This window comes from Microcoleus pseudofavosus SVA1_A4 (assembly GCF_036700565.1).
Lineage (GTDB): Bacteria > Cyanobacteriota > Cyanobacteriia > Cyanobacteriales > Microcoleaceae > Microcoleus.
Genome location: NZ_JAUBPE010000065.1, coordinates 1 through 22,561 on the forward strand (window position 1 = coordinate 1; position 22,561 = coordinate 22,561).

Sequence of the window (22,561 nt, forward strand, 5' to 3'; positions counted from 1 at the left end):
TGGGATAACGGCACGACTTCTCAAGAAACAGAATCACAAATGTACAGAATGTAATCTATCGTTCATTTCAGGTGATATTGCAGAATTACACCATATCGACGGCAACCATGACAATTGGAAACCTATAAATTTGGAAGTTCTACATCGTGAATGTCACCAGCATCAGACCGTTCATGGTCAGGTGAGAGTCCGAACAGCGGGTTAAACCCGACTTATTAGGTGTCAGACTAGGAGCCGGATGCAGTGAAAGCTGCACGTCCGCGTTCTGAAGGAGAGGTGTCCCGTGGTAACACAGGCATCGACTCTAATTTAGGGGAGGGAAGAGCGGTGACGCTTGAACCTTACCCGACTACCTTCCATCGACTCAACCAACTCAACCTCGGTAACAATCAAATATCTGACATCATTCCGCTGAAATCATTAACTAATTTGACTCAACTTTATCTGTTCAACAATTCGATCTCCGATAGCCGCGCGCTGCAACCTTTAAATAACCTATTTTTGCTTGACTTGTACAACAATCAAATCTCTGATATCAGTTACCTGCAATCTTTGCCAAAGTTAACTACGCTCGACTTGCGGGGAAATCCCATTGTTAATAAAATTTGCCCTGTCAATCCTGAATCTATATGCCGATTTTAATTTTTAAGGGCGAGATGGGGGTTGATATAGTATAATGTTGAAGGTCAATTTCAGGAGAAAGTGATGAGCGGACACGATGCTTTAATGTTAGGATTGCTGCTGTTGCCTGGTTTGGCTTTGTCGATCGCAATTCTGGGCGCTTTTGCCGCTGGTGGATAATCAGTTTTTAACAGTCATCAGCGCTCAATCAGCAGTTTACTGGTTCCGAGAGGGCGGGTCGATCTATTTTTTGAGTAGCCGGAAATATCTTTGGCAAAACCCGCCCCTTTCCTCTACCAATTTACAAAAATTGTGCTGTCATATCCGAATTTACTAAAGTATTCGCGCACAAAATACCCGATGCTGCGACGGCGGGCACGCCAATTCCCGGCATGGTGCTGTCTCCTACCCGATACAAGCCTTTGATTGGTGTTTGCGGCCCGGGAAATGTGCCTTTTCCGGCGGCGATTGCAGGCCCGTAAGTTCCTTGATAGCGGCGCAAAAATCGGGCGTGGGTTAGCGGTGTGCCGATCGACTCCAAGACTATTCGCGATCGCAAATCCGGTATAATTCTTTCTAAAGCTTGAAACAGAGATTGCGATCGTTCTTGCTTTTTCTGCTGATAACCATCGCCGTACTCCCAACCTGCGTAAGGTTCCAATGTATAAGCGTGAACGGCGTGATGTCCGGGCGGCGCGAGAGTTGCATCCCACACTGTAGGAATCGAAATCATGCAAGTATTTCCGGGTACTGTAATGTCAATGTTGCTGTCGTGAACGACGACGTGGTGGCCGGTCAAACCTTCTAGTCCTGCGGCTTTAATTCCTAAATGCAGGTGCATGAAACTGTCTACCACTGGCATCGACAAAGCGCTTTTTCGGTAGCTTTCCGGCAAATCTTCTGGCCGCAGTAACTTTGTATAAGTATCCCAGACGGTGGCATTTGAAATAACAATTGGGGCGCGGATAATTTCGCCATTTTGCAAGCGAATGCCTGTGGTTTTGCCGGATTCAACTAATATTTGCTCGACGGAAGTTCCCAGGCGCAACTTTCCTCCCCAGCGCTGCAAGCCTCTGACTAAAGCATCGACGATCGCACCGCTGCCACCTACAGGATATTCGATCGCACAGCGCGATCGTTCGCCAATCATAAAAGCTATTTCCGGCGCGACAGTTCCGTGCGCTTTCAAACCAGACAGCAAAAAGCACTCCAAATCGATCAAACGCCGCACCCAAGGGTCGCGCACGTCCCGATCCATCAAGGAACCAGCAGAACCCGCGATCGCACCTACCAACGGCAACAGCTTCAGCAAAGCAGGCGAGTACCGAGACAGCAAAACAGGTATCAACTGCCAGTCGGATCTCAATGCTAAAGCCGGAATTCCACGCAAAGCTTCATACAAAACCAATAAATTTTGTTGAAACTGCTGTAATTCTACAGCACCTTGCGGTGCGAATTTAGCTACACCATCTAAGTAATTTCTCGCGTCAGCATAAACCGGCAAACTTCCCTCTGGAAAATGGTAATGCCCCAGCGGATCGTAGGAAATTGTGGCGATCGATTCCTCCAAAATATTCAAGACTTGCCGCAAAGGATTGAGCGACTGCGGGTCAGTCAAACCGCCATAAAAAGAAGGCCCCGAATCAAAGTGAAATCCCCGGCGCGAAAAGCTGTGAGCCGCCCCGCCCGCTATGGTGTGGCTCTCGCAGATGAGAACCCGCTTGCCGTAGCGAGCTAGCATCGAGCCGGCGACTAAGCCGCCAATGCCGCTGCCAATTACGATCGCCTCAAAGTCTTGCATTTATCAAATGTGGTATAATTGTATTATTTCTTGCTGACTGTTGACAGGGTATTTTTTGGGGATGAAAACTATGAAACCTTTATCTATTTTAGATGAAGTTGTTCTGGAATTAGAACAAGATGTCAATCTCTCGCGCATAAAAAAAATAATATTTTTTGCTTGTAAAGACTCTTGGGAAAACGATCCGGCCCAACTCGCAAGCGCCAATGTCAGGAGCTTAATCGAAGAACTCTGCACTAAATACACCAGGTTAGAAGATATTGAAGCAGTTTTAAACAGTATAGTTGCCAAGGTTAATAAAAAAACCGAGTACGCTTTAGTGACCGATCAAATCGTATGCCAACTTAGCAGGCTTTACGAATATCAAGATTTCACAAAATTAGAAACAAACATATCTAATTTTGGCGGTTACGAAGCACCTGCATTTGATGACCACTTTAGTTCGCAAGTGCCAGCAGGGGAGTCGAGCGAAAGAGACCCCGGAAATCTATTTGATGTCCGACAAAAAATTTTACAGCAAACAAATCCGCTGAGGGCGAAAATTCTCATTTTTTCTACTCTTTATCACGAGTTCACTTTTAGCGATCGCGACTGGCTGCTGCTGAAAACCCAAGAACTTGACAACCTGCTGCGACAACTGTTTAATGTCTGCGGCAGCCTAGCCGAACTCGAATCTCAGTTGTACACAACTGCGGGCAATCTCGACAACAGCGACGAATGCGACCAAGCGGCTAGCGTGATTATCAAAGCCATGAATTCTTGTTACACAAAATTGCAACAAGAAGAACAGGATCGAGCCGAAGATTCCGCTAGCGAAGATTGCGAGCGGACGCATTTAAACAACAGTATTTATGAAGAGATCGAGCCGGTTGAGAGGCACAACGATTATTTTGAGGCGGGCGATATTACTCAAATCATTCAAGCTGCTCCCACTCACTATCATTATGACCCCCAGAAAAGTTACTTAGTGCCGGACACGGCAGAAAATCTACAGTTTAAAGAAGCCGAAACCAGCATCAATAATTCCACTGCCGATTTCCGACATAAATTGGTAGAAACATTCCCAGTTTCAGAAACGCCGACAATTGTCGAAACGTTCGAGCCGGCAGATTCTGTTACTATAAATATTAGCGATTCCATCAAACGCAAGTTGGGATTGGAAGAAGAAATGAAAGGATTAGTCAGTCAAAGTGCTAACTCCGCAACGGCGCAAATAGAAAATATATTCAGCGAGTTAGAAGCTGCTTTGAACAAAAAATTTTCTAAAGAAAGTGCAGAGGAGCGTTTGTACTGGAAATATAAAAGTCTCAGAGATTATGTAGGAAGAGTTCAGGGATTTACCGACAAATTAATGGAAATTCTGAGCGAAGTGGAGTCAAAAGAAAGCGGGCGTCCTCCTTCTGAACCCCAGGAGAATATTGTAGAAAATATTTCAGTAACAGAGCAGCAAATCTCTAGCCAGAGACCAAATCAGTATCAGCTTGTCGAAATGGCAAAACAAGGCAAGCCAAAGGCGATCGCACTATTGATAAATCAATTGCTACAGCCTAAAGGAATTACTGCGACAGCGGGATTTAAAGACGGTTGGCTCCACATCATTCTGGAGTCTGCCGAAGTACCAAACCAACAGGCTACAGCTATATACATTCACAAAAAACTGTGTACTTTAAAATCACAATCTCTTACTCACGTCAAAATTCACGGGCGGCAGTTAGGCAACAAAACAGTCGCTTGGACTCAAGAATTTGTGAATCAAACTCATTAAATGCCCAGACTGAAGTCTGTGGCTACACAAACTAAGTCCGCAAGTCAAGGAATGAAATTCAAGAAGTCTAGAAATAGCAGATTTTGCCCAATTAACAACACAAAAAATATGAATTCCAGCGAAATTGTCAGGAGATATATATCAGGAGAACTAGATTTTCAAGGTATGAATCTCAGAGGCGTCTATCTGAGCGGTGCGGATTTAATTGGCGTCAATTTAAGCAGTGCTGACCTCGGTGGTGCAAACTTAGCGATGTCGTACCTGAGCAGAATTAACCTTCAGCGCGCAAATTTAACTAATGCAAAGTTGTGCGGTGCTAACTTAAATCAGGCAAACTTGAGCGCAGCAAATTTGTCCGATGCAGACTTCCACGGAGCTACTTTGCAAGGTGCAGACTTTCGCAAAGCCAACATCTCTTTGGGAGTTTTTCTCGATGCAAATTTGAGCGATGCAGATATGCGAGGCGTCAATTTGCAAGGTGCAGATTTGCGCGGCGCCTGCTTGCGCGGTGCAAATTTGCGCAAGGAGCAGCGGATTTTTGAGGGTGCAAATTTGCGGGGTGCAAATTTGCAAGGTGCAGATATGCGGGGCGTCAATTTGCAAGGTGCAGATTTGACTAAAGCTAATCTCAGTCAAGCGAATTTGACTGAAGCCTCTCTGCGGGAAGCAAATCTGACTCAGGCGAATTTGAGTGAAGCTATTTTAGATGGCACATTTTTGACGGACGCAACTTTGGTAGAAACGAATTTTTCCTGGGCTGTAATGACAAGTGCTAAGTTGGAAAGAGCTGTGTTAATTGATGCTGAATTGGCTGGCGCTAACTTGCGCGGTGCATTTCTTCCTGATGTTAAGTTGAGCAATGCTAATTTAGTTATGGCTGACTTGAGTCGAGCTAATTTGGTGAGGGCTGATTTGAGTCGAGCTAATTTTAATCAGGCAAATCTGAGTGAAGCCGATCTGACTGATGCTTACCTGGCTAGAACAGATTTGGGGGATGCAATTTTGCACCGCACAACTTTGATTAGGGTCGATTTGAGCACTGCTAATTTAGCGGGAGCTCAATTGCGCGGTACCATCATGCCAAATGGAGAAATACACGGGTAGCTGCGAATTGGTAATTGGGAATTGGTAATTGGTAATGCGAGATTGTCTCTGGTCAGTTAGTCGTCTTCTTTCAGGATGAATCTCATTGACTTTTCAAAGCTTTTTAGCTATGCCTGTTTCTCACAAATCATTTAGGATTGCTATAATTTAATTAACTATAGTGCGGGCGGCTGGTTTCCTAGCAGGGAAATTGATGACGCAATTAAGTATGCAACAGACAAAGGAATTGTTGTCGTCATGTCAGCAGGAAATGATTATTCCAGCCAACCAGATTATCCAGCTATAAATGCCGATCGCTTCGGAATTGCTGTCGGAGGAATCGATCGAAATGGCCGAGTGGCTGACTTCTCTAACTATGCAGGTTCTAAACCTTTGGATTACGTAGTCGCACCTGGAGTAGATATCCTTTCTACAACTCCAAATAACACTTACAAAACCTACGAAGGCACATCGATGGCAGCTCCTCACGTAGCGGGTGTAGCGGCTTTAGTTTTGAATGCAAATCCGACTCTAACTCCGGCTCAGGTTGAGCAAATTTTGACTTCAACAGCCAATTCAAATGGGATAACAGTTTAGAAAGAATAGGCAGCAACTATTCAGCAACATTAGTCGATCGCCCTACAACCGCGCGAATCTGTTTTGTTAGAAGCTTCGGGCGATCGAACACTCGTCAATTTACCAAATTTGCACTTTTAGTGTGAGGATTTATGACTATTAATCGCGTCTCAGTTGACTCAGCAGGCGATCGGGCGATCGGCATCTCCTGGATTCCCTTCCTTTATCATATGCGATCGCTCGGACTTGATATAACAGGAGCAGACATTACGACAGATTCGACGTTTATGAAGCACACAAAAATCTAAAATCCATACCTACACGGGCTACACGGGGGCCTCGCTCCTGCAAAAACTATTCGCGTACCTATTTACTTGGAAAGTGCTGTATGTTTGACTGGCTTAGGGATGAAATGGGGAGAATCAAGACCCGCAAATTCCATGTTGTGGACGGTCCACTATTAGATGAACAACGAGAGCTAGTTGAGCGGTCAGACCTTCCTGTGCCACCATCATACAAAGAGTTCGTTATACAGTTTGGCAGCGCCAAGCTCTATCGTCAGGGAAGTATCTATCTAGTACAGGTATTCAATGTTCCTACTAATGCTCAATCGGATGATGGTCACGTTTTGCTACATTTTGGTCGTACTGACATAGCATTAGCCTATTTCAGAGAATCAATGTTAGTTCCAGGGGAAGAGTCTCCTGTGTTCGAGTGGGAACACGAACAGGGAGTCCTCGAAGCTGCAAGCAGTTTCGAGGAATGGTTGAAAGCGAGATGCTTCGAAGCAAGGAAATTGTTCACGAAAAAAGAGTGGGCAGCCATTGAGGAGGGTCCGCCTCCATTCACAGAGCAAGAACAAGCTATCGTTGAGTCCCGACGAAAATTCCGTTGGCAGGTTATCGGTATAGCTGACAACGGCAACTTGATGTTTGAAGTTCATAATGGTTCAAATATGGTGCTTCCCTTCCTCTCCATTGGTGTAAGGGCAAAGAATGGCAAACTCAATGGTGGCGTGTGGTTGCCAGTCTCTTCCATCCAGCCCGGTAAAACCTGTATTCTTGAACAAGATTGTTATAAGAAGTGGCTTTTACCTGAGGAAGTTGATGTTTTCGAGAAGCCAGACCCCGAACCAGAGGAGCGCGATGGCTATTGGGAGTTCAGGCATTTGTCCTTATAGGGAGAGTGTGTATCATTTTGATCGTCCCTCCATTGTAGGTTTGGTTGACGTGAGGAAAGCCAACACCTTATTCGGACTTACTCAATAAGTAAAGGAAACTCAAAAAGAGTGTCGTTCGTTCAAGCAAACGGACAGCTTCACCAGAAACAGTCTTTTTGCTGGCGGGCAGACGTGGCACACCTGGAAAGTTACAGAATTTAACCTGTTTGCTACTTTCGCAAGTTGCAGAAATTAGCATTATATAGCGGGGTTTCCCAACCAGATTTGGTATTATGTAGGGTGCGCACCTTACCGCTGTTGGTAATTGAAAATCCTTATGTTAAATTATGGCAAATTACAGAACTGTGTTGTTGTTTAACAGTCTAACTTTACTGTTAGTTGGGCTAGTGACGGGGTGTCTGAGCTTGTTCGGTTCTTCAGTAAAAGGGTTATTTTTGCCGCCTTGCTCTGCCACGTATCCGGGTGCTGGTTTCTTTTTTTTGGCGTTTCAAATGTTATTTTATTTATCGGTAATGGTTTGCGCTTTTACCTTTGGATTGCTGAGAATGATTCAGCCCGATCGCCCGGAAAATCGATTTATCTTATATTCGGCACTGTTTGCAGGTTGCTTTCTGTTCAATGAAGTTTTTCGGACTCACGTTCATCTGGGACGTGCGGGTTTTCCGAAAGTGACAATAGTCATATTTTATGCCTGGGTGGCAGTGGCATACGGATTCACTTTTAGGAGGCAAATTAAATTAACTCCCTATCCTTTACTGTTGAGCGGGGTTGGTTTGTTATTTGTTGCATTTTTTGCAGAAGCGCTGCCTTTGAAAAACGAGATTGTTTCGAGCTTGTTGGAGGGAATTCCGAAGCTGTTAAGCGGGATTAATATTGCACTTTATTTTTGGTTTGTGTGCCAGGGTTTGATAGTGCGATCGCTCAATTTTTATAACAATAAATCAAGTGCCGAATGAAGTAAGATGAAGATTTGCCGTTGGGTGAGGGCGGGTTTTTGAGATTGTCGGTTTTTGGCAAACATTGTTGGTAAAACCCGCCCCTAGATGATTGTATAATCGGTTAAAACAAAAAGTATCTCTGCGCCATCGGCAAAACAGTTGCCGGTTCGCAAATCAGCAATTCTCCATCCGCCCTCACTTCATAAGTTTCGGGATCGACTTCCATCTGCGGCAAATAATCGTTGAGTTTCATATCTCTTTTACTAATCTGTCGCGTCCCGGAAACTGCTACAGTTGGCTTTTGCAAACCGAGCTGTGCGGCAATATCTCGATCGCGCGCAGCTTGCGAAACAAACGTCAGACAAGTCGCCCCGATCGCACCGCCAAAACTCCCAAACATCGGCCGCATATGCACCGGTTGCGGCGTGGGAATACTGGCGTTAGCATCTCCCATCTGCCCGTAGGCGATCGCCCCTCCTTTAATTACCAGTTCAGGTTTCACCCCAAAAAAAGCCGGCCGCCACAAACACAAATCCGCCAACTTTCCCTCTTCCACCGAACCGACATACTGACTAATTCCGTGAGTAATTGCCGGATTAATTGTGTATTTAGCAATATACCGCTTCGCCCGAAAATTGTCATTTTCTCCCTCTATTTCCCCCCCTTGGTAAGGGGGGGTTAGGGGGGGTAAATTTCCCCGCTGCACTTTCATTTTATGCGCCGTTTGCCAAGTCCGAATAATCACTTCCCCAACTCTTCCCATCGCCTGCGAGTCAGAAGAAATCATGCTAAACGCGCCCAAATCGTGCAAAATATCTTCAGCAGCAATAGTTTCCCTTCTAATTCTCGATTCAGCAAAAGCCACATCTTCAGGAATGCCCCGATCTAAATGGTGGCAAACCATCAACATATCTAAATGTTCTTCTAAAGTATTGACAGTGTAAGGGCGAGTCGGGTTAGTTGATGAGGGCAAAACATTAGCTTGGCCGCAAACTTTGATAATATCCGGTGCGTGTCCGCCGCCTGCACCTTCGGTGTGGTAAGTGTGAATTGCCCGATTCTTAAAAGCAGCAATTGTAGTTTCAACAAATCCCGCTTCGTTGAGAGTATCGGTGTGAATTGCAACTTGCACGTCGTACTCGTCAGCTACACTCAAACAAGTGTCGATCGCGGATGGCGTAGTTCCCCAATCTTCGTGGAGTTTCAAACCCATTGCACCGGCAAAAATTTGTTCGACTAATCCTTGAGGTTGACTGCTATTTCCTTTACCTAAAAAGCCGAGATTTACGGGGAAAGCGTCGGCTGCTTGCAGCATTCTGTACATATGCCAAGGCCCGGGAGTGCAAGTAGTGGCGTTTGTACCCGTGGCTGGGCCTGTGCCGCCGCCGATCATTGTCGTGATCCCAGAGGCGATCGCCACTTCAATTTGCTGCGGGCAAATAAAGTGAATGTGAGTGTCAATTCCCCCGGCAGTGAGAATCATTCCTTCGCCGGCAATTACTTCTGTACCGGGCCCGATAATAATATCTACTCTGTCTTGAATGTAAGGATTTCCGGCTTTACCGATTTTGTAAATTTTGCCGTCTTTAAGGCCGACATCGGCTTTAACAATTCCCCACCAATCCAATATTAAAGCATTAGTAATTACCGTGTCAACTGCGCCGTCAGCATTAGAAATAGGCGACTGTCCCATGCCGTCGCGAATGACTTTACCGCCACCAAATTTAACTTCATCCCCGTAGGTTGTGAAGTCTTTTTCAACTTCTATGAATAATTCGGTATCGGCTAACCGGACGCGATCGCCCGTTGTCGGTCCGAAGGTTTCCGCGTAAGCGCGGCGGTTCATTCTGTAACTCATTTTTTCTCCTCACCCAGTTAATTTAACCATTATAATTTAGCCCAGCATTTTCTTGATTTCTTTTTTCAAAATATCCACATCTATAGTCATATCCATGCCAATTAAACTCCAATCTTCCGAAGCGCCGCTGTCATCGAGTATACAGGAGTATTCTAAACCCAATAGCTGGCAAATGTAATAGAAAAAGGGCGGAGTATAGCCTGCGTAAAATAATTCCATAACTTTAGTACCGGGTTGACACCACAGCAAATTTGTAAAAGCAGCGCCGTGAGGGCCGACAACAACCTGCGCTTCTGCAAACAGGCGAATTTGTTCGTCAACCGTGCGAGAGATATCTTCCAATATTTCAAAATCAAACTCTTTCAATACCTCTCGAACTTGCGCCTCATTTTTCACCTTTCGTTTGCCGCTTCTCGATAGATAAAGTTTTCTGTAAGGCTTGACCTTTTCTTTGAGAGCGAATTTGCTCCGCAAAAGCGCTATATCGTAAGGGCTGGGAAAATACCAGTCTTGATTGTTCCCCAACACGGCGCATTCTGCATGGTATCCTTTTTCTCGATCGCGAGTGTCGATTAGCGAACTTTCAGGAATACCTAATTTTGTCAGAAATTCCAACTCAAAACTTGTATGTTTGAGGGGGTAACAAATCTTTGCCTCTTGCCAAATTTCTTTACCCAAAGCTTCCTCAATCCGGCAAAGTTTCGCAAGTACAAAAATGACGTAATCGTAATAACTAGCCCACAAATGCGACCAAGGAGCAACTACCAGCGGGTAAGTAATTTGGTGCGGTTTGTACGGCCATTCCAGAATGCCCGCACCGCTAATCCGAAAATCCAAGTCTAAAAGCAACTTGTTATTGAGCAGTGTATTCCCCGACGTACAAATTGTTAGAGACTCTATTTGTTCGTTCAAACCAATTTTCCAAACATAGTCAGGGTCAAAAGACACGGTTCTTTCTGTTGGAAAATACAGAGAAGGCACTCCACTTACTGAGACTAATGCGGGTATCTTAACGGACTCATGCTGCTGTTTGTAAACGATGTTACCGTCTAGCAATTTGATGCTGGTGCGACGGTCTAACGGTGTTCTCCAAACTCGCCTGGACGTAGCCAGCAAGCTCTGCTTCAAGAGCAGTTTGAGCCGATCGACTAATTTTGGGTTCATTATGCTTTTCCTCTGTATGCTTGCGACTTTAACAACCATTGTCGATCGCAGACTGCGGATTTTAACTCGGTCAAAAGTCATAATACTAACTCACCGTTCACTCTTCCATTAAAGCCGTAGACTTGACGGCTACCCACAAACGGCACTAATTGAACTTCTCTTTCGTCTCCCGGTTCAAATCTAACTGCTGTACCTGCAGGGATATCCAACCGCATTCCTTTTGCTTGTTCTCGATTAAATTCTAATGCTTCGTTAGCTTCGTAAAAATGGTAGTGGGAACCAATTTGTATCGGGCGATCGCCTTTATTTCCTACCAGCAAACGTGCTGTTTCACGCCCTGCATTTAGTTCTATTTCACCTGCTAAAACAATCATTTCTCCTGGAATCATCTTTTCCTCCTGCGAGTCTCTGCGGTTAAAATTTTAACGGATCGGATCGTGTACTGTAACGAGTTTAGTTCCATCGGGAAAAGTCGCCTCAACCTGAACTTCATGCACCATTTCTGGTATCCCTTCCATCACATCTTCCCGCGTCAGGAGAGTTGTTCCATAACTCATTAAATCGGCGACGGTGAGGCCATCTCTGGCTCCTTCTAAAATGGCTGCGGAAATGTAGGCTAGTGCTTCTGGATAGTTTAATTTTAAACCTCTTTGTTTCCGGCGCTCTGCTACCAGGGCGGCGGTGAAAATCAGCAGTTTGTCTTTTTCTTGGGGGGTGAGTTGCATTTTTATTCTTGTAAGTGCGATCGCATTATTGGTTCGAGTTCAACTATCAGCGGCGGTAAATCTACTGAAACTAAAATACGATCCTATTTTATCCAAACTCTGGGCAAACAGCAAGGGCGTTCTGAAAAAGATAAGCGCAGCAAGTGCCAAATGCTGACAAACCAGTTTCTCGCTGCGGTGGTGGATGTACCGCGATATCGGCACAGCAAGCCGTGAGGAATACGAGTCACGCCGACGGTGGAATTACCAGGATAAATTGTTGCCTCAGATGGCAAATTTCGCACTTTTTCCACGAGTTCGGCGGTGACGGGTTCGCCTACCCAAGCGAGGGTAGCGACTACGGGTTTTCCTGCTAAACCGTGAGGACTTTCGAGCATTGTTTCTCCACCTTTGAGCAATTGTCTGTCAATCCATAAGGGGCTGTTTTGTTGCCAGACTTCGGTGTGCGATCGCCATTCTCCACACAAGAACTTTTCGCCCCTAGCACTTCGTCCAAATCGGGTAATTTCCCACAGTAAAATCCTCGCTGTTGGTGCTAATTCTACCCGCAAATGTTGCCGATATATTGCGCCGTCAAAAACTATTGTTTCCTGTGGCAGCCATTCTAAATTAGCGCCGATATCTACTTTAATGTCAATATTTTGTTGTGATTTTAGTCCGCTGCTGCGATAGATTTTACCAGCGGTGGCCGTGGTAATCAAGGCTTTGGCGTTGGGTTGGACGTGGAAATTGCCAGAAAGTCGATCGCCCCCGACAACTCCCCCAGCCGTGTGCAAAATTACGCTGTGACAAATCTCTTTACCTTCAGGATAAAACGGGCGCTGCACCTTCAGCGGGGCTTGCATTTCATTGCGAATAATTTGAGTTGTACCGCTGCGGTTGGCGTAGGTTAAATTCAGGTAGCCGTGCCATCCATTTCTAACGTTATCTGTATTTTGTGCGATCGAAGTTTCAGTCACAGATTTTTGAAATTCAAAACATTCACTATCAAAAACATACCACAACTGCCGCGCAGCGCGGTTGTTTTATAAATAATGATAATCGTTATCTGAAAAATTTTTCGGATCTGCACTGATTAGTATAACAATTTACATTTATCAAGCATCCGATCGGGGAAGATGCCCATACCATGTAAAAATTAGTAACTAAAGGAGTGCAGACTATGCCTCAAGTTCTCTTCAAAGTTGATTTGACCAAACCGATGTCAGAACAGGAATTAGTCGGTCACAATCGCTGGCATCCAGATATTCCAGCAGTAGTTTCCGTCAATCCCGGCGATGTATTTCGCATCGAGTGCAAAGACTGGACAGACGGACAAATTAAAAATGACGACAGCCCCGACGACATTCGCGATGTAGACTTAACAGTAGTTCACGTTTTGAGCGGGCCAATTTACGTTAACGGCGCGCAACCCGGGGATATTTTAGTAGTCGATATCCTCGATATCGGGGCTTTGCAAGGGGACGAATGGGGTTTTACGGGAATTTTTGCTAAAGAAAACGGCGGCGGTTTTTTAACCGAACATTTTCCGACTGCTGCTAAAGCAATTTGGGATTTCCAGGGCATTTATACCGCTTCCAGACACATACCAAAAGTGCGGTTTGCCGGGATTACTCATCCGGGTTTAATCGGCTGCGCGCCTTCTCAGGAATTGTTGAATAAATGGAACAAACGGGAAGCAGAATTAGTAGCCACAAATCCAGATCGAGTGCCGCCTTTAGCAGAACTGCCGAACCCCAAAAATGCAATTTTGGGGTCGCTAAAAGCATCTGAATTCGAGCGAGTTGCGGCGGAAGCGGCGCGCACTGTTCCTCCCCGCGAACACGGCGGCAATTGCGATATTAAAAATTTGTCGCGGGGTTCGAGAATTTACTTTCCGGTTTATGTCGAAGGTGCGAAACTTTCGATGGGAGATATTCATTTTTCTCAAGGAGATGGGGAGATTTCATTCTGCGGGGCAATTGAAATGTCGGGGTTTATCGACCTCCACGTTGATATTATCAAAGGCGGCATGGATAAATACGCAATGGTCAACCCAATTTTCAAACCGGGGCCGGTGGAACCGCGCTATTCAGAATACCTGGTTTTTGAAGGGATTTCTGTTGATGAATTTACGGGCAAACAGTATTATATGGATGCCCATGTTGCTTATCGGCGAGCTTGTTTGAATGCGATCGAATATTTGAAAAAGTTTGGTTTTACCGGAGAACAAGCGTATTTGCTGTTAAGCTGTGCACCGGTTGAAGGTAGGATCAGCGGCATTGTGGATATTCCCAATGCTTGCTGCACAATTGCTTTACCGACAGAAATTTTTGAGATGGATATTCTGCCGTCTTAATTATTAAGGCGGGCGCTGCCCGCCGCCTACTCATTGCATCCAAATCTACAATCCAAAATTGCTATGCCTCTTTACGATTTTAGGTGTGAAACTTGCGGCATTTTTGATAAGTGGCGCCCTCTTGCCGAAGCAGATACACCTGTACTTTGCCCGAGTTGCGAAACTGTTGCTAAACGCATCTTTTCCCCGCCGATGATTCTAACTGGAAAGCTGCGGTTGAAGGGTCAAGAAAATCAGGAACCGCAGCTAGTTAAGCGTTGTGAGGAACCTAAACCGCAGCGGAATCGCGAACATCGAGGGGGACGACCTTGGATGATCGGTCACTGATGCAATCCGACAGTTTGACACTTCGATAATTCGATAGTCCGGCAGGGGTTGAAACCCCTGCCTCAAAGCGAAAGTCCTCTTAAGAGGACTGTAAAGTTAGTATTTGCTTGCTGTGCGTAAGTCCTGTATTTCAGTCGGTTTTAACCGACTTTTGCTATGAGACAGGGACTTCAGTCCCTGGCGGGCAAAGCAAGTATTTTGTACTTATTTTTTTGCCAATATCACATAGTCATCAAGCCCATAATGCGAATCATAAGGCAACTTTAAATACTTGCGTAAAAGTGGACTGATAAATTTCTGGAGAGGTAGATTTTCTCTAGCAAAATTTCCAAAGTTAGGATGGGGTGTCCTCCTACCGGTTGAACTTAAATATTTATACCAAACTAAGTTTAAGCCCAGCTCATCAACAAATTGTTTTACTACACTTAGCTCCTGTTGGTAATCATCAATTCGACGAATATTGTACGGTTTAAGCAACTTTTTTTCTTGAATAATTAGCAAAACGCAACCCGAATCTGTCAGGCTGTTGGTAAATATATCATTATAAATCTGATGGGACTTTTCTCTTCTCTCCTCATCGTAAAAAAAACAGTGAGAAATCACTATAAAATCAAAGAATTTTTTTGGCAGTCTTTTAGATTGATTGTCGCTATCAAAGATACTAGAAGTGTCAAAACGAAAGTAAGCATTCATCGCCTGGGGTTCCATGTACTGTCGCCAAAAATGGAGTCCGCGATATTGAAAAGCTTTTTGCTGTTCCAGGGAGTAGTAGGATATGTGCATTGGCGGCATTGAAAAAAAGTCGCTACTGCTTTGCAGCAACAAACCGAGTCCGTATGCAACTGTACCCGGCCCAGCGGCAATATCGAGGATATTGACTTTAGTTGGCAATAATCCTGCTTTGTAAATTAGGAACCAAGCTAAATATGTACAATAGACGTTATCTAGGAAATACCTCATTAAATAGATGTGAGGACTGATTTCAAAACTGTATTGAGGATCTTGTCCTTCTTTCAGCTTTTGAATATCGTCAATAGCTTGCTGAAGTAAATAATCAACATTATTTTTTTCACGGCTGAAGTTATTAAGTTCGTTCTTGATGAAGCCAGCCAGATGTTGTTCAAAATTATTAAATACCTTCTCATCAATGCCAGTGCATTGAATCATACTTGCATCGCATTCTATCAATTTGAAAGCTTTTGAAATATATTCAATGAACTTTGGGTCTGGAAACAAGGTTAATTCATCAATCCGCGCCAGCGAATCGTCAAGTTGCCCGAAGCTTAGTTGCACTTCTAATTCTTCTAAACGCCGATCGCCTTCTTTGATGCGGTCATTTTTTTTCTGCAATAATTTCTCAAGCTGTAGCCGATCTTTATATAGTTTCTCCTGCCACGATAGTTTGGCCCCTGAATTTTTTATTTCTTTTAACAATTTTTGGGCAAGTCGATTATTTTGACTCTTAACGGCTTGGTTAAACTTCTGGGAACGCCACCAGTTAGCTAGCGGGTTATTCATAGCCAAATCCCTCTTTACCTTCCATAATTTCAACACCCGGGAGCATCGCAATTAATTTATTTTTAAATATTCGATAACTTTCTTGTTCGCTATTGTACCACCAAGCGTACTTTTGTTTAAGAGCTAATGCTTCCTCGCGAGTTGACGCAATTAGCGATCGCCCGTTGCTGGCATGAAAATCCTGAATCACCACCCGATCTACCACGGCCAGCTTGCTAATAAAATCAGCTTCATCTTCCGGTAAGGTAGGGAGTAGTGGCGTCACAGTTATAGAAAATCTGACTTCGCAATTTTCTCGGTAAGGAAAGCTATATCTCAGTTTTGCCATAGCTTTGAGTCTCGCAGGAATACTCGGCGATTTTGGTTCAAAATCTTTCCTCACTTTTTCGCTACCAGTGGGAATGCTCATGTTAATTCGCAACCGCTGAAATTGCTGTAAAATATCGACATCTCTAGTTATCATAGGACTGCGCGTTTGGATAACCAGCGTCGGTTGATAGGAAACCATCACTTGTAACAAGTGCCTAGTTAATAGCTGTTTAGTTTCAATTGGCTGATACGGATCTGTGACACTACTCATGTAAATGCTAGGTGGTCGATCGGGGTTTTTCTTGTACCAACTATGCAACTCTTTCTTTAAAATTTCCGCTGCATTTTGCTTGATAATTACCCAATTTCCCCAATCTTGCCGCATCTGTGAATTAGGGCTAAAAGCAGCAGCATAACAATAACTGCATCCGTACTGACACCCGCGATAAGGATTCAGCGTGAAATCGTAAGCACTGATAAATCCAGTAGCTTTGTTAAGCACTGACTGTGCATTTTGTGCATACACTTTGGAAGTTCCAAAGTTTTCTCTGAGTAAGACGGTGTGTTTTCCGGCGGAATATCCCTCATACTGAGACTTTACCATGATTGAACCTACTACAGTATTAAAATGGAAAACGTTTAGGAATGAGAAAGGCGATCGCGCTTCAATCTTACTACTTCACTGTACCGCACTCAACAAATGTTAGTCAAACACTGGACAATTACTCAACTTTACAACAATTTTTTTGAATAACCAACAAGTCAGCTCTTTAAACTCACTGACAGCGACGATATTTTAGCAAAAGTCCTGGAATTAAACCTAGAACTGGCAGAAAAAGAAAAACGGGGAGAACCCGTAGTTGGGCCTTGTGCCAACTAACTAAAAATACTAATCGCAGCGATCGTAAATTTGGTCACTCTGCGTATAATCACATAAATTGTTGATATAGATCACAAACACTCTAGTCTAAAAACAGAGATACTAGGGGAAGCGTTGAGTTTTGAGTTAAAGATTTCAAAATTCAAAATTCAACAATCAAAACTGCTTTCTGCCTTCAGCATAAGTGCCTTCTGCATTTATTCGCTCAATTACTCCTGATTTGTTTGGGAGGAACTTCCAATGTTATTATTTACCCACACTCAGTCCCAAAATAGCAAAGTAGAGCTAGATCGCTCTGCTAAAAAAAACTTGTTACAGACTTCAACTATTAACTTAAGTGGGCTAAAGGGAGGATGCAAGCATTTGCGAATCGGCCAAAAAATTAGCTATGGCTATGCTTTAGCTATCGGCATAGCAATTTTGGGAACTGGTGCGGGACTGAGATTGGGAGACTACTTTCGCAAGCAAGCTTTAGTTCAGGTAAATGTTGCCCAACAGCAGCAGCAAATGCTGCAAAATTTGCAAAATACCGTATTTGAAGCCCGATCGCACGCGACGAGATTGCCAGTCGTTTTGGGAAACACGGTGGGGCTGAAATACGAACAAGATCGGTTTTTCGGGGAAATCAATCAGGCGAAAATCCTGATTTCAGAAATTGAATCTTTCGCACGAAAAAATCCCGATCGACTAGCAACAGAAGAGGCTGCATTGCAGACTATATTGAAGAAATCTGCCCTCGTCATTGATTACTACGGTCAGCTAATTAAATTGCAGTTAAAAGAAGCGGAAGTTGGGAATTTGCAGCCCAACAGCATCGAGTCCGCACAGCTACAGATGTTGAGGACTAGCAGCGGTCAAGAGGCGATCGTACTAGATAACCTTGCTCAGAGTTTAACCCAGCTAATTTCTACAGTACAAATTCACAAGCAGCAAGGAATCAAAGCATTAGAAGAAGCTGAAGCTTTGCGAAACCGAATTATTCTAGGGAGTATGCTAATTTCAGCACTCATCGCCGTCGCGCTGGCAGACAAAACCAGCCGCGCGATCGCCCAACCCCTCGAAACCGTCACTAATTTTGCTCAGCAAGTCACTCGCGAATCGAATTTTAACCTGCAAGTACCAGTCACAACCGAAGACGAAATCGGAGTTTTAGCGGCCTCTTTCAATCACTTGATTCAGCGAGTTAGCGAGTATACACAAGAACTCAAACAAACTCAATCCCAATTAATTCAGACCGAAAAAATGTCATCTCTCGGTCAAATGGTTGCAGGGATAGCTCACGAAATCAACAATCCAGTCAACTTCATCGGTGGCAACATTGACTATGCCAACCAATACATCGAAGATTTGACAGGTTTGGTAACTCTCTATCAACAATCCTATCCAAACCCACCAGATGCAATTCTAGAGCGCATCGAAGACATTGAACTCGAATTTCTCAGAGAAGATTTGCCAAAAACCCTATCTTCGATGAAAATGGGAGCCGATCGCATTCATGAAATTGTCGTATCCATGCGTAACTTTTCGCGATCGGACGACGGAAAAATGAAATCTGCCGACATTCACGAAGGAATTGATAGCACCCTCGTAATTCTCAATCACCGGCTCAAACAAGGTATTCAAGTTATTAAACAATACGGCAAGTTGCCTGCGCTTGAGTGCTATCCAGCCCAACTGAATCAAGTATTTATGAATATTATTAGCAATGCCATAGATGCCCTAGAGGAGGTAAAAAAGGAAGACAAAGGGTATTCGCCTACCATTTGGATTAGCACGGAATTTGCGGCAGACAATACTGTCACCGTCAAGATTCGGGATAACGGGCCGGGAATTGCATCCGCAAGTGCCCAACAGATATTTGACCCATTTTTTACTACAAAGTCGATCGGCAAAGGCACTGGATTGGGATTGGCTATTTCTTATCAAATCCTTGCCAAGCATCAAGGCAAAATTGAGGTAAATTCTCAAATAGGACAGGGCACGGAATTTGTAATTACTTTGCCCCTTGCTGCGTAATATCACGCGGGGCGAGCGGGAGGAAAATAAAAACTCAGCTCCGGCAGTCGAATAGCGCGAAAATTGAGCGGAAAACAGAACTATTGGTGACAATAAATCTGAAACCATTGACTCATATCGTTTCCGGTTGCATCGGAATGATACCGAGGACACGGCAGTGCCGTTTCCCTACCCCGATTATTTGTAGGGAAACGGCACTGCCGTGTCCTGTATATCATGTCGCTCGTGCAACCGGAAACGATATCAACAGTCAACAGTCAACAGTCAACAGTCAACAGTCAACAGTCAACAATCATTCCGGTGCAACCGGAATTGATATCACAAATGATTGAAATGGATGGGGGCGGAGGGACTTGAACCCACACGACCGTTTCGGGTCAACGGATTTTAAGTCCGTAGCGTCTACCATTCCGCCACGCCCCCCTTCTGTGAAATTGTTGTGGGTTTGAGCCACTGACAACAACAGCCTTTTATTCTACAGCCAAAACCCCAATTTACGCAACCCCTAATCAAAAAATTCCCAAAAGTCGCGCTGCATCTCCCCAAGCGGTACAATAGTTAACCAGCGATCGCGGAGCGTGTCAATCCACTTACCCTTGTTATTATTCCCCTAAAGCAAATCTATGTATATTACCTTACTGCTTTACGCCGTCTTTGCAGGAGCCTACTTCCTGGTAGTACCCGCGGCCACCTACGCTTACCTGAACAGCCGCTGGTACGTGGCCACCTCTTTTGAGCGCGGCTTCATGTACTTCTTGATGTTCTTCTTCTTCCCAGGTATGTTTCTCCTAGCTCCGTTTTTGAATTTTCGCCCCAAACGGCGGCAGATAGAAGCCTAAATGCGACGTATTGACGTAATTGGAATCAGTCTCGGCTTTTTTGTAGCAGGTGGGTTTGTCTACTTGCTGCTGCAATTTGCCGGACTCGACAGTATGAATGCAGGGATTTGGAGTCAGTTGTTTTTGGTCGCCGGCTTGATTGGCTGGCTGGTGACTTATTTATTTCGAGCACTGACTCAAAATATGACCTACAGTCAGCAACTGCAAGACTACAAAGAAGCTGTCTTGCAGAAGCAGCTAGATGAACTCACTCCTGAAGAATTAGCCAAACTTCAAGCCGAAATAGAGCAGGAAAAAGATAATTAGTCAGTGGTTAGTTGTCAGTTGTCAATTGTCAGTGGTTAGTGGTTAGTTGTCAGTGGTTAGTGGTTATATCATGTCCGGTCGAGCGACCGCGATTTTTGTAGGGGCCCGTGAGCCAACAATACCTGCCAATAATTGACAATCTCAAAAACCCGCCCCGACCGGGATATTATGGTTAATCGATCGGACATGATATTAGTTGTTATTAGCTAATACCAACAACCAACAACTAACTGCCAACAACCAACAACCAACTGCCAACAACCAACTGCCAACAACCAACAACCAACTGCCAACAACCAACTGCCTAATGACTATTTCTAATTGTTTGGAAACGTTGCGCAAAAGCAACCAATGTGCATTGATTCCTTTTATTACTGCTGGCGACCCAGACTTGGAGACAACGGCTAAAGCACTGCAAATTTTGGATGATAACGGTGCAGATGCGATCGAGCTTGGCGTTCCCTATTCTGACCCGCTAGCTGACGGCCCGGTGATTCAAGCCGCCGCTACAAGGGCCTTGCAGCGGGGAACGCGGTTAGATTCGGTGCTGGAAATGGTAGCGAAAGTTAGTCCGAATTTGCGATCGCCCATCATTCTCTTCACATACTACAACCCGATTTTGTACCGAGGTATAGAAACCTTCTTGCAGCAAATCAAAAGTGCCGGAGTTCAGGGATTGGTTGTACCGGACTTGCCCTTAGAAGAAGCCGACAGTCTCATCCAACCTGCCAACAAATTAGGGATTGAACTAACATTATTAGTTGCTCCCACAAGTCCCAAAAGTCGCATAGAAGCGATCGCTCGCCAGTCTCAAGGATTTATTTACTTAGTCAGCGTGACGGGGGTTACGGGAGTGCGCGAAGGCTTAGAAACGAGAGCAAAAGAGTTGCTGCAAGAACTCCGCAGCGTCACCGACAAACCCATCGGTGTCGGGTTTGGTATATCGCAACCCGAACACGCTCGCCAAGTGAAAGAATGGGGTGCAGACGCTGTGATTGTTGGCAGTGCTTTTGTGAAGCGCTTGGCCCAAGGCACTCCAGAACAGGGTTTAGAAGCGATCGGCGAATTCTGCAAGAGTCTAAAAACAGCAATTCAAAATCCGTAGCAACTGTGCAGATACTTTCAGCCATTAGACAGATGTGTGCGATCGGGATGGGTCGCGACAATTGCGATTAAAGACCTTGTTGTACTTGAGATCATACATTCACTGCCTTCTGGTTCCTGACTGGAAGGTTTTTTTTGAGTCCAAAACGCAAAACATTTCAACATAGTGCGCGCGCAGAGAACCAAACAGCCATGTAGGGAAACGTCATTGCCGTGTCCGGCACGGGGTGCTGCGACTTTTAATAATTGGTAGAAGATTGAGAATTGTCCATTCCTGATTCCTGATTCCTGATTTTTACCCGAATCCGTTGCCGAAGTTCCTTCTACTATAACTTGAGGAATCTAACTTGAGATAGATGAAAAGCTGCTGTTTCTATTCGTATACTAAAAAAAGTGTTTAAGTGCCTAATTTTGTAATGCTAGCCATCTACAGAACCACCAGGCGTTTGAACATTTCACAATAGAAAGGATCATTTTTATGAACAGACTAACTGCATTTCTGAAAAAAATTCGAGCTGTACAAATTTTAACAGTGTTTCTGGCTGGCATTTTAGTATTAGTGAGTACGGCCTGCAGCCGCCCTGATGTAACGGCAGGAAAAACTGATGTAACGGCAGGAAAAACTGATGTAGTGGCAGGAAGAACTTCCGACAAAATTAGAGAAGAAGTGCCGAGTGGGGCTGTAACTTCCGAATACAAAGGCGGCATGAACAACTACAGCGATGTCGATCCCAGAAACCAAAAGGTGACATCAGCAGAAGCAAAAGCTCAGCTTCTCAAAGAGCAAGCGCAGCACCGCATCGACACCAAATCTAGCAGCAATGTGGGCGAAAACGTGCGCCGGGTAGGAGACGATGCGTCAGACAAACTAGACCAAGTTGGCGAAAAGCTGAATGAGAATGCTCGCACGGCTCAGCGCAAAGCTGATGACTTTGGCGACAAAACCAAAAAAGGCTTTGCTAATCTTAAAGAAAACACTCGCGAAGGCTTGAAGGGAGCGAAAGATATTGTTAAAGAAGCCACCGAGGGAGCCAAAGAAAGAGCAGCAGAGGGTACTGAGTCTCTGAGATATAATACCAGCGGCGGCCAATAAAATATCAATGATGCAGCGCGAGATGCAAGATAGAACGCTGAAGATGCCTCGGATAATTTTCGCTCGAAAGTGAATCGAGATATTCACAGAACTCAACGAGCGGCAGACGCGATCGACTAA

General features: G+C 44.7%; 22 protein-coding genes and 1 tRNA gene. 14 read left to right on the top strand and 9 right to left on the bottom strand.

Going from position 1 to position 22,561, the window contains the following annotated elements; translation table 11 throughout:
• The first annotated feature begins 243 nt into the window (after positions 1 to 243).
• Complete coding sequence (locus tag QUA02_RS23795) at positions 244 to 642, top strand: leucine-rich repeat domain-containing protein (RefSeq protein ID WP_333031384.1); 399 nt, start codon at positions 244 to 246, stop codon at positions 640 to 642.
• 280 nt (positions 643 to 922) lie between these two features.
• Here QUA02_RS23795 and QUA02_RS23800 read toward each other — a convergent pair whose 3' ends face one another.
• Positions 923 to 2,422 (bottom strand): phytoene desaturase family protein, encoded by a 1,500-nt coding sequence (locus QUA02_RS23800; RefSeq protein WP_333031387.1) that lies wholly within the window; start codon positions 2,420 to 2,422, stop codon positions 923 to 925.
• A gap of 70 nt (positions 2,423 to 2,492) precedes the next feature.
• Here QUA02_RS23800 and QUA02_RS23805 point away from each other — a divergent pair, with 70 nt between their 5' ends.
• The 6 genes from QUA02_RS23805 (at position 2,493) to QUA02_RS23830 (ending at position 7,982) form a co-directional block, all read left to right on the top strand.
• Positions 2,493 to 4,187, top strand: a complete 1,695-nt coding sequence (locus QUA02_RS23805) for a hypothetical protein (protein ID WP_333031390.1) — start codon at positions 2,493 to 2,495, stop codon at positions 4,185 to 4,187.
• Between the two features lie 108 nt (positions 4,188 to 4,295).
• Complete coding sequence (locus QUA02_RS23810) at positions 4,296 to 5,291, top strand: pentapeptide repeat-containing protein (RefSeq protein WP_333031394.1); 996 nt, start codon at positions 4,296 to 4,298, stop codon at positions 5,289 to 5,291.
• Positions 5,292 to 5,441: 150 nt separating this feature from the next.
• Positions 5,442 to 5,867, top strand: a complete 426-nt coding sequence (locus QUA02_RS23815; protein ID WP_333031497.1) for a S8 family serine peptidase — start codon at positions 5,442 to 5,444, stop codon at positions 5,865 to 5,867.
• A gap of 131 nt (positions 5,868 to 5,998) precedes the next feature.
• Entirely contained in the window at positions 5,999 to 6,154 is a 156-nt protein-coding gene (locus QUA02_RS23820; protein WP_333031396.1) for a hypothetical protein, read from the top strand.
• Positions 6,155 to 6,234: 80 nt separating this feature from the next.
• The gene (locus QUA02_RS23825; RefSeq protein WP_333031399.1) at positions 6,235 to 7,026 is read left to right on the top strand and encodes a hypothetical protein; all 792 of its coding nucleotides are present in this window, start codon (positions 6,235 to 6,237) and stop codon (positions 7,024 to 7,026) included.
• Between the two features lie 326 nt (positions 7,027 to 7,352).
• Complete coding sequence (locus tag QUA02_RS23830) at positions 7,353 to 7,982, top strand: DUF8692 domain-containing protein (protein WP_333031401.1); 630 nt, start codon at positions 7,353 to 7,355, stop codon at positions 7,980 to 7,982.
• 103 nt (positions 7,983 to 8,085) lie between these two features.
• Here QUA02_RS23830 and ureC read toward each other — a convergent pair whose 3' ends face one another.
• The 5 genes from ureC to QUA02_RS23855 form a co-directional block, all read right to left on the bottom strand.
• Positions 8,086 to 9,822, bottom strand: coding sequence for an urease subunit alpha (gene ureC / locus QUA02_RS23835; RefSeq protein WP_333031402.1), 1,737 nt, complete (start codon positions 9,820 to 9,822; stop codon positions 8,086 to 8,088).
• A 36-nt stretch (positions 9,823 to 9,858) separates the two neighbouring features.
• Positions 9,859 to 10,986, bottom strand: a complete 1,128-nt coding sequence (locus QUA02_RS23840) for a glycosyltransferase family 61 protein (protein ID WP_333031404.1) — start codon at positions 10,984 to 10,986, stop codon at positions 9,859 to 9,861.
• 77 nt (positions 10,987 to 11,063) lie between these two features.
• Positions 11,064 to 11,375: an urease subunit beta gene (locus QUA02_RS23845; RefSeq protein WP_333031406.1), complete on the bottom strand. Its 312-nt coding sequence runs from the start codon at positions 11,373 to 11,375 to the stop codon at positions 11,064 to 11,066.
• A gap of 33 nt (positions 11,376 to 11,408) precedes the next feature.
• Positions 11,409 to 11,711 (bottom strand): urease subunit gamma, encoded by a 303-nt coding sequence (gene ureA / locus QUA02_RS23850; protein ID WP_015179363.1) that lies wholly within the window; start codon positions 11,709 to 11,711, stop codon positions 11,409 to 11,411.
• 83 nt (positions 11,712 to 11,794) lie between these two features.
• Positions 11,795 to 12,670: an urease accessory protein UreD gene (locus tag QUA02_RS23855; protein WP_333031408.1), complete on the bottom strand. Its 876-nt coding sequence runs from the start codon at positions 12,668 to 12,670 to the stop codon at positions 11,795 to 11,797.
• 203 nt (positions 12,671 to 12,873) lie between these two features.
• On the opposite strand from QUA02_RS23855, the gene fmdA reads away from it, so the two are divergent.
• Positions 12,874 to 14,049 carry a formamidase gene (gene fmdA, locus QUA02_RS23860; RefSeq protein WP_333031410.1) on the top strand — a complete coding sequence of 392 codons (1,176 nt, stop codon included), beginning with the start codon at positions 12,874 to 12,876 and terminating at the stop codon, positions 14,047 to 14,049.
• Between the two features lie 63 nt (positions 14,050 to 14,112).
• Positions 14,113 to 14,376, top strand: a complete 264-nt coding sequence (locus QUA02_RS23865; protein WP_332978204.1) for an FmdB family zinc ribbon protein — start codon at positions 14,113 to 14,115, stop codon at positions 14,374 to 14,376.
• Positions 14,377 to 14,580: 204 nt separating this feature from the next.
• Here the strand turns inward: QUA02_RS23865 and QUA02_RS23870 are convergent, their stop codons facing one another.
• Positions 14,581 to 15,894, bottom strand: coding sequence for a photosystem II assembly protein (locus QUA02_RS23870; protein ID WP_333031412.1), 1,314 nt, complete (start codon positions 15,892 to 15,894; stop codon positions 14,581 to 14,583).
• Positions 15,887 to 16,807, bottom strand: a complete 921-nt coding sequence (locus QUA02_RS23875) for an SPL family radical SAM protein (protein WP_333031415.1) — start codon at positions 16,805 to 16,807, stop codon at positions 15,887 to 15,889. Before QUA02_RS23875 ends, QUA02_RS23870 begins: the two co-directional genes overlap by 8 nt.
• A gap of 516 nt (positions 16,808 to 17,323) precedes the next feature.
• On the opposite strand from QUA02_RS23875, the gene QUA02_RS23880 reads away from it, so the two are divergent.
• Entirely contained in the window at positions 17,324 to 19,099 is a 1,776-nt protein-coding gene (locus QUA02_RS23880; RefSeq protein WP_333031419.1) for a sensor histidine kinase, read from the top strand.
• 338 nt (positions 19,100 to 19,437) lie between these two features.
• On the opposite strand, the gene QUA02_RS23885 is transcribed toward QUA02_RS23880, so the two are convergent.
• Positions 19,438 to 19,522, bottom strand: a tRNA-Leu gene (locus tag QUA02_RS23885).
• 200 nt (positions 19,523 to 19,722) lie between these two features.
• On the opposite strand from QUA02_RS23885, the gene ndhL reads away from it, so the two are divergent.
• The 4 genes from ndhL to QUA02_RS23905 all read left to right on the top strand — a co-directional run bounded on the left by ndhL (position 19,723) and on the right by QUA02_RS23905 (position 22,441).
• Positions 19,723 to 19,938, top strand: coding sequence for an NAD(P)H-quinone oxidoreductase subunit L (gene ndhL, locus QUA02_RS23890; protein ID WP_333031422.1), 216 nt, complete (start codon positions 19,723 to 19,725; stop codon positions 19,936 to 19,938).
• Positions 19,939 to 20,244: a DUF3007 family protein gene (locus tag QUA02_RS23895; RefSeq protein WP_190741261.1), complete on the top strand. Its 306-nt coding sequence runs from the start codon at positions 19,939 to 19,941 to the stop codon at positions 20,242 to 20,244.
• 307 nt (positions 20,245 to 20,551) lie between these two features.
• The gene (gene trpA / locus QUA02_RS23900) at positions 20,552 to 21,349 is read left to right on the top strand and encodes a tryptophan synthase subunit alpha (RefSeq protein WP_333031424.1); all 798 of its coding nucleotides are present in this window, start codon (positions 20,552 to 20,554) and stop codon (positions 21,347 to 21,349) included.
• 477 nt (positions 21,350 to 21,826) lie between these two features.
• Positions 21,827 to 22,441 carry a DUF6658 family protein gene (locus tag QUA02_RS23905; protein ID WP_333031428.1) on the top strand — a complete coding sequence of 205 codons (615 nt, stop codon included), beginning with the start codon at positions 21,827 to 21,829 and terminating at the stop codon, positions 22,439 to 22,441.
• Positions 22,442 to 22,561: the final 120 nt, after the last annotated feature.